Below are 13,094 nucleotides of genomic sequence, written 5' to 3'. Positions count from 1 at the left end.
CTGTCCAGCCAGATGAGGGCGAAGGACTAGCGAAGCACAAGGTTTGTATCGTGAGGTGCAGGCTGAAGGCAGTGTGGAGCAAAACCGCGAGCCGACGAACAGAAATCAGATATGAGGCTGTCTGCGTGAGGACGAGTCAGCGTATGATGACGAAGTCCATACTCATCCGGACACTCAGGCAGTAGATCTGGCGGTTGTGCGGCGAAGGCGGTGTGACTTACCTCGGGAGGTCTGTGTGGTGTCTGATATTTCGGACTGAGGCTATCGTAAGGTGGTCTGATCGCCATACAGAAGTCAGCAGACGGCATAGTAGCTGGCGAATGTCAGTGAAGGCCTGAACGGTACAGAGTGGTGAATAGTTTCTGTTATTCGATACACCGGACGCAGACAAATCCAGCAAACACTGGAACTCATGCCAAGTGGTCACGGCGGAACCGGAGGCTGCGACGTTATGAGGGCTGAGGTTGTGTCGGCATCACAGGATTACGAAAGCCCGGCAAGCGATACAGGCTTGATGGCACGTATCGCCCACCCCAATAATCTGAAGAAAGCCTTTCAGCGAGTAAAACGCAACAAAGGAGCGGCAGGCATTGACCGCATGACAGTGGAAGACCTGTTCACGTATTTACAAGGGCATGGTCGTCAACTGAGGCAGTGTTTGAGCAGAGGGTTGTGGAAACCCACTCCAGTAAGAAGAGTTCTGATTCCCAAGCCGGACGGAGGAGAGCGAAAGTTGGGTATACCAACAGCTCTTGATCGAATGGTGCAGCAGGCAATACAACAAGTATTGCAGGCAGAGTGGGAGCCAAGGTTCTCGGCTTACAGCTACGGATTTAGGCCCTATAGGTCTGCACATCAGGCTATCAGTCAGGCTCAGTTGTATATGAAGGATGGTTACAACTGGGTGGTGGATATTGATTTGTCGAAGTTTTTCGACCGGGTCAACCATGATCGACTGATGGCAAAGTTGGCAGAGCATATAGAGGACAAGGATGTATTGCGTTTGATTCGTCGATTCCTGAAGTCCGGAGTGATGGAAAACGGGCTGGTAAAACCGCAAGCGGAGGGTGTGCCACAGGGAGGTCCCCTGTCTCCTGTACTTTCAAACATAGTATTGGACGAACTTGACAGAACGCTCGAAAATCGAGGTCTGCGATTTGTTCGGTACGCTGACGACTGTCGTGTGTTTGTTAAAAGTAAGAAGGCAGGGGAAAGGGTGATGGCCAGTCTGGTCAAGCTGATCGAGGGTAAAATGAAACTGAAAGTCAATCACACAAAGAGCGCGGTTGATCGGGCATGGAAGCGCCCCTTTCTGGGGTACAGTTTTACCCGAGACGGCAGGAAAACCCTTGCGACAAAGAGTGGCAAGCGCTTCAAGGATAAAATCAGACAGCTAACCCGAAAGGGAGGTCGATCCCTTGAGCAGAGGCTGGAAGGACTCAACAGGTACTTGCAGGGATGGAAGAACTACTTCCGAGAAGTAGAAACCCGCACAGAGTTTGAACACTTTGACTGTTGGATAAGAAGGCGGTTGCGAAGTCTGCTCTGGTATCAATGGAAGAGAAGCCCAAAGCGGTACAAGGAACTGCGAAAGCAGGGAATCAGTGACAAACTGACAAGGCAAACGGTAGCTTCAGGAAAAGGACATTGGCGAGTGAGCCGGAGTCCTGCGTTACACATGGCGCTACCCAATAGTTGGTTTGATAAGTTAGGTTTAATCAGATTGTTGGCCGCTTAACTGGCCGAAACGCCCAGTACGGACCCGTATGCTGTGGTGTTGTGGGAGGAGCGTAGCCGTGAGGCTACGCCCTATCCCGATTTCATTATCAGAACAATTATCACGAAACGACTCGTTCGCATATTTTTCTAAGGAGTTTCTCGTTCCCATGCTCCCGCGTGGGAATGCATACCGCCCCATGAGATGCCTGATCTCCAAACTTTAACCGCTCATACATTTATCTGAAAGTGTGACCGGTTTCTCTTGAGTTATAAACAGTAAGTGACGTTTAATAGCTGCCATTAAAGGAATAAAAAAAACAGGGAGTAGACGTCTGATGGATGGCGTACGCAGTTCGGATTCAGCCGTAACCTGCCTGGTTATGCTTGCCCGCTTTCATGGGGTGGCCGCTCAGCCAGAGCAGATCAAGCATCAGTTGGGTGATTCAACAAAGGCTATTGAAGCCATTGATATACTCGGTGTGGCAAAGCTTTTAAAACTAAAAGCCCGGCGAGTAGAAACCCACAGCGAAAAACTCCAGGATCTTCCTTTACCCATTCTATCCCATCATAGCGATAGTTATTCCCAGACCCAGCGTTGGAGCTCATGGCTGATTGCACGGAGCAGTAGATGGGAAGAAATTGATGCAAGTTCACTTAATCGGATCAATTATTTTTTCTACAAAAAAACCATAGAAAGGATAGGACTTATCAGATCTGTCTGGAAGTAGAGTACCTTGAGTGAGTACAGGTATGCATTCCCACGCTGGAGCGTGGGAACGAGTCAAGGTCCGACAGCTGAAGTGAAGATAGATACCTTCAACTTCACCAAGTACGGTCAGATTTCAGTTGAATTGATCAATATTTCTAATGATGCTGTTCCTGATGAAAAACAGGGGTTGAGATATTTAGCCCATGTTCAGATAGAAAAAGACTGGATGCTGGTGGAGAAAAGGAAAGTGAATCTGTCGCCAGGAATGAGTGTGGTGGTGGAAATTAAAAAAACGGGGCAGCTGCGGTTGATTGAGTATTTTTTGAGTCCGCTTTTGAGGTTTAAGCAGGAGAGTGTTTGTGAGCGATAAGAGAGTGTTGAATAGATACTATCAAGTAATACTATTCACAGTAGTAATGTTAGCTATATTCCTTTCTTTGAAAGGTTTTACAGTGCATTCAGTTAGTGTGGTTATCTATGTTCTATTGTGTTGTGTACTGTGTATTGCGATAGCGCATTTAAGGAGTACAGGTGTTCTTAATTATCGTGAGCGCTGGCTGTATTATTGTGTGATAGGTATTCCAATATTTTACTACTTTTTCATTATTATTTTTCGAGCTTCTTTCTATGAGATGTATTTGAAATATATTTCTTCGTTCAGATTTGCTGAAGAGGTTGTCAATACTATTATTCCGGCGATGGCAAAAACTGAGAATGACCTGATAAGTATGGAATTGTATAGACGTATTGAAGAGGTCCGTCATAATTTTGTTTTTGTGGGTTTATGGACTTTTCTAAGTTCATATATGATTTGTTCTCACTCTATAAGTCTTTCAACTAATCAAAAAAAAGATATTGCTCAAGGAAAGTACTCTAAAGCAGTTATAGATCATAAGATGAAGTTTGTTATTGTTATTTTTAGCTTGGGATTGTTGTACGGTTTTAATTTTAGTTTGGTTTCATCTGAGTCTTGTTCAATAAGATGTGGAGGAGTAGAAGACTCTGATTCCTCATTTCTAACATTATATAACTTGGGTTCTTTCTTTTCTTTTATAGTGTGCACTTTTTTATTCAAGATGCATATGCTTTCGGAATATTCAGAGTTGTTGGAAAAAAGCGAGTAGATAACTCATAATGAATGACTCACTGACGGATGAGATGCTTGGCCAGTGTTCAGATTGAGAAGGGTTGAATGTTGGTAGAGAAGAGAAAAGTAAATTTGTCACCTGGGATGAGTGTAACGGTGGAAATCAAAAACGGGGCAGCGGCGGTTAATTGAGTATTTTCTGAGTCCGCTTTTGAGGTTTATGCAGGAGAGTTTGAGGGAACGATGAGTGAGGGTAAGAATGAAGATTTTGAAAGATAGAAAACTAAACTATAGCAGTTTAATTAAGTTTTTCTGCTGTATCCTGTTGGCCAGTTTTCTAGCTCTTTCGCTCTACACTCCAAAGCTTCAAATTATTTCAAAAAAGATAGACTTCAATAAAGGAGTGAAATATGTAGAAGTTGATGTTCGTGATCACTGTACCTATGAGTTGGGAGTTATTTTTGAATCTAAAAATGAAGAAAGGACGATTCAAAGTTTTTTTGGCCATGCTCAGGATATAAAACTTTCCGCAATTATAGATATGTCGCTTTACCATAGTTTTGGTGAAGAAATTATTTCAGTAAAAAACTACGGTGGAGCTGTATCTGGATACAGGTATGGGCCAGATCCACTTTTACTGATTGTCGGAAGAGCCTATTTAGATCCAGGTAAATATACAGCTGTAATTGACATTAAGAGTATAGAAAAGGATTTCTCAGACTTTAAGTCGAGTATTTTTGTTTCAAAACCCCCAAAAGTAACTTGCAATAGAATGAAATGGTTTGAGTTTCTAGTTCAATGAAGTTTGGGATTAAAGCACTAAACGAACCTTGATTTGAAATCAATCATGGCTCGTTCCCACCCTCAGTCACTTGGGAATGAGCCATATCGGGAGAGCATGCTCTCCCGGTGACGTTTAAAATTGCAGTTCCTGTTTAGGGTCAACTTCGTAAGGCAGTGGATGGCAGTGCAGTTTTTGTCCTTCTGCTCCTTCCAGTCGTGCATCATTCTCTTCGGCAGCTTCTACTCGAATGACTGCCATCAGTTCAGTGCCCTGTGAGGATTGAACGCTTTCAATGACTTCGCCTATTGCTTTTCCTGCACTGTTGAACAGTCGTGTATCCGGTTCTAGCGTCAGTTGCTGGTCTGAACTGAGGCGGTAGCAGCGGCTTTTCAATTGCCCCAGGTTTTGCATACGGGCAACGATTTCCTGTCCGGTATAGCAACCTTTTCTGAAGCTGACACTTTTCAGTGAAGGCAGGTTCAGGTGTTGCGGTATGTATTTATCGATCGTGTCTGGCGAGAGGCTGGCTTCTACCGACAGGCAGTTGAGCATTTGCCAGTGTTGCTGTCCAGTAGGAGAAAATGCTTCTGTAAGTGGAGCCCAGAGTGACTCAAGGTGTTCCAGGGTAATCCAGAGTTCAAAACGTGTAATCGCTCCAGAAACGTTAAGAAGCCAGCCCTGCTGATTGATATTGAGTGCAGTGTTGCCGTCGGGTACGTCATTAAACAGGTGGGCAATTTTCTGTTCTGCATTTTTTCCCGAGAGTCCAAGGCAGACGTACTTCTGGTCGGGTAGCAGGTCGGTTTTATAAAAGACAGCGTACTTACCCAGGGTTGTTCTGGTAGTTTCAACCAGCCCTTGATGCATAGCCATTACGAATTGATTTTCACCCGCATTGAGCAGTGTGAAGCTGGTAAACATTCTGCCTTTGGGCGTGCAGGCTGCTCCCCCCGAAAACTGGTCTGTAGTAAGAGTATCCAGATTGCAGGTCAGTTGTCCCTGGAGAAACTTCAGTGTATCCGGGCCAGAAATGTCCAAACATGCTTTCTGGTCCAGAACAGATAATATCGAGCTTTCCGGTTCAGACATGGCAGAGGTCTCACCGAAGCCAAGCAGTTTGCCCTGTTCATAACGAGCGCCCCGCTCAGTAAAAAACTGTTGGAACCTTTCTTCCCGATCGGTAGTCATGATCAATACTCTACAATGTTCTTGTTTCAGATATCTGCAGGCCAGTCTACTGTTTTACCTTGAGAAGTTTTGCTTCGCTCATGGTTGTTTGATCTGGCTGATAGCTGATGCCCCTTCAGTATTCCTGGCTGGCAGGCCAATGGATACCGATAAGAGCGGGTGGACGTTAGTCGTCATAATATAGAGTATTCAGGGCTCTAACTAAACCGTATAATGCCTGTCGCTGAATCAAGACTTTCTGTTCTGGTCCGGTTTATCGAACTCAATCAAGGGAGTATTCCGATAATGTTGAGCGCTGATGATTTCAGACGCCTGCAGTGGCACAGTCGACGCGGTATGCTGGAGCTGGATGTCCTGCTCGAACCATTTACCAATCAGGCGTTTAAAGCGTTGTCTGAAGAAGATCAGTCTGCCTATCTGAAACTGATCGATTGTGAAGATCCGGACCTGTTTGCCTGGTTCATGGGAGAGAGTCGTCCTCAGGAACCTGACCTGGCCAGATTGGTGGACAAGGTTCTGCAACATGCCCGTGGTGGTTTGCACGATGGTTTGCACGATGGTTTAAAGGGTGCGCCCGGCGTCCAGTGATCCTCTGATTGAAGTGCGGGCAGGAGCGTCTGTTCGCCACTTCATGCTGTCTTTGTTCTGTTATCTTCTTGCTGTTCTGGCATTACTTTGCACTTCCCTTAATTGGCTTTACTCCTTCTGTTTATTGGCTGCTCTGACTGTCTATTCAATTCATTATTATCGGTTGCGGTTAAATAAGAGCCTTGGTGCCAGTGTGCTTGCTGTTCGCTGGCATAATCATCGCTGGTTTATCGAAACTCGGGCAGGCTGGCAGCCCTGTTGGCCCAAAGGAGAATGGTTAGTGCTGCCGTGGTTAATGTGTCTCAGTTTTCGAGGTGAAGATGAAAGAAACTACTCGGTGAATTTCTTCAAAGACTCCGACGATCCTGAAGCACTTCATGCTCTGAGGCTGCGCTTGATATTAATGGGAAAGAGCAGAGAGTAGTGATACCCATCGTACTCTCTAACTACGTTATTGCGCTGGCAATCTGAACACCAGCCCTGCGTTGGAACTCTTCGCAATAGCTAGCTATTACTCGTCGTTCCGCCTTGTTCTGCCGTCCAGTTTGCCATGCTCATTACGGTAGTTAGAAAGCACGATTGGTATGAGTACTTTTGTGGTAGTGCTGTTCCTTTAAATGGCTATCAATATGCCCTGTTTAGCCCTGTAAAATAGTACTCATGTTCATTTTTTTTTAAAATATGATCGTACGAACAGACATGGTCGATATTGGTCTATTCTTGTTCATTCGTAGGTTGGGTTTGCCTTGAATTACGTCTGAATGGATTGGGACGGATGTTGCTTTGTACCAGATTTCTGGGCATGTAAAACAGAGTACTCTGAAAGTAGTAATTCATCATTAATAGCCATGGCAGGCAAGAGCAAGCCTTGTGAATTGAGTCATACCGATTGTGATAAAAAAATGACCTGTATCGATAACGTACCTTCTGCTCCAGAGCTCTCCAGTGACTTCATGCATTTTATGGAACATGACCGGGTGCAGGCTTGGGGTGTGCATGACTGTCATGCCAGAGCATTCTACCTGAATGAGCACTCCTCATGGTTGTTTGGTATCCCCCACCGTTACAAAGTGTGTGGTAAACGATTTACTGATATTCCTGCTCCTATTTTCAGTCGTTGCTCTGACCAGATTGTTGAACAAAACAATATTTGTATTAAAGATAAGAAAGAGATCACCGTCCTGAATGTTCATCCGGGCGGGAATGGTTGGTTCGCTTACATCTCCAAGAAAAAGCCACACTATAACCGCCTGAACCAGGTGGACGGTGTTATCAGTCATGGGTATTCAGTGACTCAGTCCTGGATGAAGGCAGCCATGAATATTCGTTGCCTGATGAAGCTTGATTGCAGGGCCAGTGGTCAGTCATCTTTCAGGGTGGGGGCTATGCCCAAGCTGAGTCCTCGCGAATCCGAAGTGTTGTTTTTCCTGATCTGTAATCAGCAGATCAAGCAGATTGCCGGTATCCTGTCACTGTCTGAGAACACTATTCGCTCCCACATTGAGCATTTGAAAAAAAAGTTTGAGGTTCACTCTATTGCCCAGCTGATAGAAGCTGCGATTTCAGTGGGCTGTCATGATTTCCTGCCTCCCACCCTCCGGCTCAAGCAGTTGTCCATGATTATGGCGAACTGATCGGCGATCCAAGATCAAGGGATAGAGTTCTGCTTGAGCGGGTCAAACAAAGCTGTTGCTGTCAGCAAGTTAGTTGAGACGCAGCAGCTTTTGTTTTCCGGCGGTATTTCACAAGCGGCTCAGAGTTAGAGGTTCGTTTGTAAATATTCTTTTTAAATTAGGTTATTCATCAATAAGAAAGGTAACAGATATGGCTTTGCCTCAGAGAAAGGTGATAGCGATTACATCCCTGGGTGGACTCCTTGAAGCCTACGATTTTACTGTTTATGCACATCTGGTTGCATATATCTCCCTGGTTTTCTTTCCTGCTTCGGATAGTACAAGCTCACTCATTAATACGTTCATCACTTTTGCCGTGGGTTATCTTTCAAGGCCTTTGGGCGCTATAGCCTTTAGTCACTGGGGAGATCGACATAGCCGTAAAGCCAGTTTTACCATCACTATATTGTTAATGGCTCTATCGACAATGATGATTGGCTTATTGCCTGGTTATGCTCAGTTGGGGCTGATGGCGCCAGTCCTGCTTGCTTTATTTCGTTTTATACAGGGTTTTTCTTTCGCGGGAGAATTCTCGGGTGCCTTTACCTATCTCTATGAAACGGTACCTGCCCGTACTCAAGGTTTTGCTGTCAGTATTTTGGGCGCAGGGTCGCTGGCGGGAATACTGCTGGGCGTCGTTGTACATGGGGTGTTAATTCATCTTCTGACCATGGAGCAGGTAGTGGATTGGGGGTGGAGAGTGCCTTTCATTCTGGGCGGTTCGCTGGGAGCGGTCAGTTATATCATCAGAAGACGATTTTCCGAGCCAGAGGTTTTCAGAGAGCTTGTCGCTTCTGGCGGTGTGGAAAGGGTGCCTGTGCTGACCATGCTTAAGGCTTACAAAGCGCAAATACTGACGGGGTTGTTGTTGGTGATGCCAGTGCTGGTTTCGGTGACGGTCCTGGTGCTATTTATTCCGGGTTATCTTACCCGCTTGCTCGATTACCCGGCCAGAGAAGTTGCATTGGCGAACGGACTGAGTATGTTTGCGGGTGTGCCCGTCTGCCTGTTGGTGGGCTGGCTGGCTGACCGGGTAGACCGGCGCTATTTGATGCTGGGGTCATCCTTGCTGATTGTTGTGACGGCCTGGCCGTTGTTTTACTGGTATGCCTCGGGCGAAGCCAATCTGTTGGTGACAGCTCTGCTGGGTGCTGTTCTGTGGGGAAGTATTGAAGGTATTGCTTTATTGCTGGTGGTTTCAGCCTTTCCGATCGGTATCCGGTTTACCGGAACGGCCTCTGTTTATAACGTGGGTGCCATGTTCTTTGTCGGTTTTGGTCCGGTCATTTCCATGGGGCTGATTCAGGTGACTGAGCTGCAGGCAGCACCGGCCTTTTATTTGATTGTCAGTGGTCTGGCTGGATGTCTGGGCGCTTTGCTTATTTCTCCTGAACAAAGACGAAATGCCTTGCCGGTCAATAAGGAACTGGAATCCACGGCGTTGCAATGAAAGCCGTGAATCCCGGTGCTTAAGCATTAAAACTGGATGGCGTTTTCTGGAGCAAAGTTTTCTGGTATCAGAACAGTCTCTTTGCTGTCTTCCCTTGTAAATGGAAAGTCCAGGTTGAAATGCAGCCCTCTGGATTCCTGTCTAGAGAGTGCGCAATCAATAATCAGCTCCGCCACCTGGGATAGGTTTCTCAGCTCAATCAGGTCATTGCTGATTTTGAAATGGCTGTAGAAATCGTGAATTTCATGCTGCAGCAACCTGGAGCGGTTTCTGGCCCGAAGCAGTCGTTTGGTGGTTCTGACAATACCAACATAGTCCCACATGAATCGTCTGAGTTCGTCCCAGTTATGAGCAATGACAACGTTCTCATCAGAATCCGTTACCTGACTGTCATCCCAGGGGGGGATGACGGGGCAGGGGTGCTGGTTGGCAATGGTGCGATTAATATCTTCGGCACAGCTTCTGGCGCTGACAAAACATTCCAGCAGTGAGTTGCTTGCGAGACGGTTGGCTCCATGCAGGCCGGTAAATGAACACTCTCCGATCGCGTAAAGCCCCGGGACATCGGTTTGTCCGCTCAGGTCGACCAGAATACCACCGCAGGTGTAATGGGCTGCCGGGACAATAGGAAGAGGTTCCCGGGTCATGTCGATGCCATATTCCAGGCAACGTTCATAGATATTAGGGAAGTGGGAAATAATGAAATCCCGGGGCTTGTGGCTGATATCCAGAAACAGGCAGTCTGCACCGAGCTTCTTCATTTCATGGTCGATGGCTCTGGCGACTATATCCCTGGGAGCCAGTTCACCCCGGTGGTCGTAGTCATCCATGAAGCGAGTGCCGTCCGGCCGAACCAGTAACCCGCCTTCTCCTCTGACGGCTTCAGATATCAGAAAGGATTTTGCCTTGGGGTGAAACAGGCAGGTGGGGTGAAACTGGTTGAACTCGAGGTTGGCAACCCGGCAACCCGCTCTCCAGGCCATGGCAATTCCGTCTCCGCTGGCTCCGTCGATATTGCTGGTAAAAAGGTAGGCTTTGCTGGCCCCGCCGCTGGCAATAGCATGCGCTCGTCCCCGGAATAATTTCACCTGGTCAGAATGAATGTCCAGAACATAAACGCCTACACATCTCTGTTCATTCAGGCCCAGCTTGCTGGTAGAAACAACATCGATGGCCAGATGGTGTTCAAAGAGGTCAATATTGGGTTGTTTTCTGGCCTTGTCGATCAAGGTGTTGGATATTGCCCTGCCGGTGGCATCAGCCGCATGTATGATTCTTCTGGCGCTGTGCCCGCCTTCCCGGGTCAGGTGAAAATCAAAGTTTTTTTCATCTTCTGGTTCGCGGGTAAAGGGAACGCCCTGGTCTATCAGCCACTGGATGCTGGCATTACCCTGCTCGACAATGTGCTTAACGGTGCTTTCGCGGCAAAGGCCTGCGCCAGCAACCAGAGTGTCTTCTATGTGTTTGCCCAGGCTGTCTTCCTGGGTATCAAGAACCGCTGCAACACCGCCCTGGGCGCCGGCGGATGAGCCCGCTGTCAACTCTCCCTTGCTGAGAATGGCCACTCTCAGATGGCTGTCCAGATGCAGTGCCAGAGTGAGTCCGGCTGCGCCACTGCCAATGATTACTACGTCATAGTCTAGTGTTGGGTGCATATGTTCCCTGGTCCTTCTAATGACAGACTGCGGGGTCTGTATCAGGAATCTGTCACGACTGGCTCAGAACGGGAAATAATCATGAACACGGTTAGACATGCTATCCATGTTGGGTGAGTGTTCAGGCCAGGTGGTGCAGCTTCCTCTACTGAAAGCCTAACGACGTCGTTGGCATTCAGGTGTTTTTATCGTGAAAAATATTATGTTTTACCATTTTTGTATGCGTGGTTACTGCATAATGTTTTTCTATGCTCATGGCAAATCGTTGTTTCTTCGGGTGTTCTTGTCGAGCCTGATGAGTATGAAGTGATTCTGGTCGTTTTACAGGTGAAACTGGAACTCAGAACGATGGCGTTTAAACTCACTTCAATCTAAAGCTGCGTCATAGGTTGCCGATGGATTGTACGGAGAATATCACTCGCCTTTACAGTGAAAATTATTGCGTTCCGAAAGGTGCGTAATCAGGTCTCCGCTCATGGCTGTTTAGAAGCAGACTCAACGTACGGCGTTATAAAACACTGAGAAATCGGTATCAAGTATATAGAAATTATGGTGAGCACTATAGTACGCTGTGATGATCCGAATCAGTTTTCAGCCGATACTGTGAAATTTTTTTGAATGAGTTCGGGAACTTTCTGGCCGCAACATGGTCTATATAGAAGCAGATAGAATTCGCAACACAGGCATGTGTCTGTGGAAGGGGGGGGATTCTGGTCAGCCAGAATGCCATAAAAGGCACCATAAACTTTATGGTGGGCTTACTATGGCATCTGTTCCTTCCTTTCCTGTTCGCCCGTGTATTTTCTGCAATAGCGGGAGACCCCCTCTATGGTAGAGCATCCACAGGCAGATCAGCAGCTGGTAGAACGCGTACAGAAGGGCGATAAAGCGGCCTTCGATATGCTAGTGCTTAAATATCAGCACCGGGTGCTGGGTCTGGTAGGCAGTTATATTTCTGACTATCAGGAAGTGCAGGATGTCGCCCAGGAAGCGTTTATCAAGGCTTACCGGGCGATCGACAAGTTTCGTGGCGACAGTTCGTTTTACACCTGGTTGTATCGGATTGCCGTGAATACTGCCAAGAATCATCTGGTTTCCAAGGGGCGTAAGGTTCCGGAGTCTGACATTGATGTTCATGATGCTGACTTTCTGGATACTGCAGCGGCTCTCAGGGTGATTGATACTCCTGAGCGGAATCTGTACCGGGATGAGATTGAGCAGGTGATCCACGATGTGATCCGTCGTCTACCGGATGAGTTGCGAACCGCTGTCATGCTGAGAGAGTTTGATGGGCTCAGCTATGACGAAATTGCCAATGTCATGGATTGCCCTGTGGGTACCGTAAGATCCAGGATTTTTCGGGCCAGAGAGGCGATTGACAAAGAAGTTGAGCCACTGCTGCGTCGTGGCTGACTGATGGCAGACAGTAATTGCCATGAGCAAGGAAAATGATTTCATCACTCCTGGAGGGAATCATTTTCAGGGTAAATATTGACTGAAACTGCTGATACTTTTTGCATCAGGTATCAGCCAGACTGGATGACCAGAGGTATGCCTATGAGTGAGAAAGCATCTCACAATCATGCCCAGGAAAGGTTAAAAGAATCACTGTCCGCAGCGATGGATGGTGAGGCCGGAGAGTTTGAGCTTCGTCGTGTGCTGGATAATATCGGCAGTGATGAAGACCTGAGGGATAAAGCCCGCAGGTATCAGATGATGGGGGACGCGCTTCGGCACGAATCCAATGAATTTATGAACATTGACCTGTCGGCGGGTATTCGAGACAGGCTGGAAGCAGAAGCTCCGCACTCTGTGACAGAAGCAGTATCGGTTTCCAGGCAGGGGGTTCTGGCGGTTGTTGATCAATGGTGGTCAAAAGCCGGTCGTGTGGCTGTTGCTGCTTCTGTAGCGTTTGCTGTGCTGCTGGGTGTGAAGAATTATAATACCAGCCCGGATGCTGAACCTTTGGTAGCCACTATCAATGATCAGACAACGTTGTCTCAGCCTCTGCAAGTGGCTCAGAATGGTTATGGTGCTTCAGGCATTAAGGCGGGCTATAACTCTCGCCAGCATGACAGCATTACTCCAGAGCAGCTGGCACAGGCACAGAGTGTTGCCGACAGAGCAACTAAAGAACGTTTCAGGGCTTATGCGCTTCAGCATGCTGAAATGAGTGCCATGAATTCGGGGCAGGGAATTCTCCCTTTTGCACGCTTGACCACATTTGAATCACAATGAGTT

The 13,094-nt window shown here is 47.2% G+C and carries 13 protein-coding genes; 11 read left to right on the top strand and 2 right to left on the bottom strand.

The genetic code is table 11. The annotated features are described in order from the left end of the window. The first annotated feature begins 412 nt into the window (after window positions 1-412). The 5 genes from ltrA (at window position 413) to GZ78_RS09380 (ending at window position 4,317) form a co-directional block, all read left to right on the top strand. Complete coding sequence (ltrA, locus tag GZ78_RS09400; RefSeq protein ID WP_201772648.1) at window positions 413-1,738, top strand: group II intron reverse transcriptase/maturase; 1,326 nt, start codon at window positions 413-415, stop codon at window positions 1,736-1,738. 316 nt (window positions 1,739-2,054) lie between these two features. Continuing rightward, on the top strand, window positions 2,055-2,447 hold the full coding sequence (locus GZ78_RS09395) for a cysteine peptidase family C39 domain-containing protein (RefSeq protein ID WP_034834988.1): 393 nt from the start codon (window positions 2,055-2,057) through the stop codon (window positions 2,445-2,447). Window positions 2,448-2,519: 72 nt separating this feature from the next. After that, the gene (locus GZ78_RS09390) at window positions 2,520-2,798 is read left to right on the top strand and encodes a putative HlyD family type I secretion protein (protein ID WP_152558639.1); all 279 of its coding nucleotides are present in this window, start codon (window positions 2,520-2,522) and stop codon (window positions 2,796-2,798) included. Beyond that, window positions 2,788-3,552: a hypothetical protein gene (locus tag GZ78_RS09385; RefSeq protein WP_034834985.1), complete on the top strand. Its 765-nt coding sequence runs from the start codon at window positions 2,788-2,790 to the stop codon at window positions 3,550-3,552. Before GZ78_RS09390 ends, GZ78_RS09385 begins: the two co-directional genes overlap by 11 nt. Window positions 3,553-3,774: 222 nt before the next feature. Beyond that, the gene (locus tag GZ78_RS09380; RefSeq protein WP_034834983.1) at window positions 3,775-4,317 is read left to right on the top strand and encodes a hypothetical protein; all 543 of its coding nucleotides are present in this window, start codon (window positions 3,775-3,777) and stop codon (window positions 4,315-4,317) included. 114 nt (window positions 4,318-4,431) lie between these two features. Here GZ78_RS09380 and ygfZ read toward each other — a convergent pair whose 3' ends face one another. Further along, window positions 4,432-5,487: a CAF17-like 4Fe-4S cluster assembly/insertion protein YgfZ gene (ygfZ, locus tag GZ78_RS09375; RefSeq protein ID WP_051785998.1), complete on the bottom strand. Its 1,056-nt coding sequence runs from the start codon at window positions 5,485-5,487 to the stop codon at window positions 4,432-4,434. A gap of 285 nt (window positions 5,488-5,772) precedes the next feature. On the opposite strand from ygfZ, the gene GZ78_RS09370 reads away from it, so the two are divergent. The 4 genes from GZ78_RS09370 (at window position 5,773) to GZ78_RS09355 (ending at window position 9,198) form a co-directional block, all read left to right on the top strand. Then, complete coding sequence (locus tag GZ78_RS09370) at window positions 5,773-6,075, top strand: FAD assembly factor SdhE (protein WP_081869828.1); 303 nt, start codon at window positions 5,773-5,775, stop codon at window positions 6,073-6,075. Continuing rightward, a complete protein-coding gene (locus GZ78_RS09365; protein ID WP_152558638.1) occupies window positions 6,056-6,499 on the top strand; it encodes a protein YgfX in 444 nt (147 codons plus the stop codon). The genes GZ78_RS09370 and GZ78_RS09365 overlap by 20 nt, the downstream gene beginning before the upstream one ends. Window positions 6,500-6,836: 337 nt before the next feature. After that, window positions 6,837-7,709: a LuxR C-terminal-related transcriptional regulator gene (locus GZ78_RS27330; protein WP_081869764.1), complete on the top strand. Its 873-nt coding sequence runs from the start codon at window positions 6,837-6,839 to the stop codon at window positions 7,707-7,709. A gap of 190 nt (window positions 7,710-7,899) precedes the next feature. Then, window positions 7,900-9,198: an MFS transporter gene (locus tag GZ78_RS09355; protein ID WP_034834979.1), complete on the top strand. Its 1,299-nt coding sequence runs from the start codon at window positions 7,900-7,902 to the stop codon at window positions 9,196-9,198. Window positions 9,199-9,224: 26 nt separating this feature from the next. On the opposite strand, the gene nadB is transcribed toward GZ78_RS09355, so the two are convergent. Then, window positions 9,225-10,853 (bottom strand): L-aspartate oxidase, encoded by a 1,629-nt coding sequence (nadB, locus tag GZ78_RS09350; protein WP_034834977.1) that lies wholly within the window; start codon window positions 10,851-10,853, stop codon window positions 9,225-9,227. 828 nt (window positions 10,854-11,681) lie between these two features. On the opposite strand from nadB, the gene rpoE reads away from it, so the two are divergent. Together rpoE and GZ78_RS27325 are read left to right on the top strand one after the other, a co-directional pair. Beyond that, window positions 11,682-12,266, top strand: coding sequence for an RNA polymerase sigma factor RpoE (gene rpoE, locus GZ78_RS09340; RefSeq protein ID WP_034834972.1), 585 nt, complete (start codon window positions 11,682-11,684; stop codon window positions 12,264-12,266). A gap of 144 nt (window positions 12,267-12,410) precedes the next feature. Further along, the gene (locus GZ78_RS27325) at window positions 12,411-13,091 is read left to right on the top strand and encodes a sigma-E factor negative regulatory protein (protein ID WP_161787353.1); all 681 of its coding nucleotides are present in this window, start codon (window positions 12,411-12,413) and stop codon (window positions 13,089-13,091) included. The last annotated feature ends 3 nt before the right edge of the window (window positions 13,092-13,094 follow it).

Origin of the sequence: Endozoicomonas numazuensis, assembly GCF_000722635.1 — a bacterium.
Taxonomy (GTDB): domain Bacteria; phylum Pseudomonadota; class Gammaproteobacteria; order Pseudomonadales; family Endozoicomonadaceae; genus Endozoicomonas_A; species Endozoicomonas_A numazuensis.
This window is presented reverse-complemented; position numbering and strand designations above follow the sequence as displayed.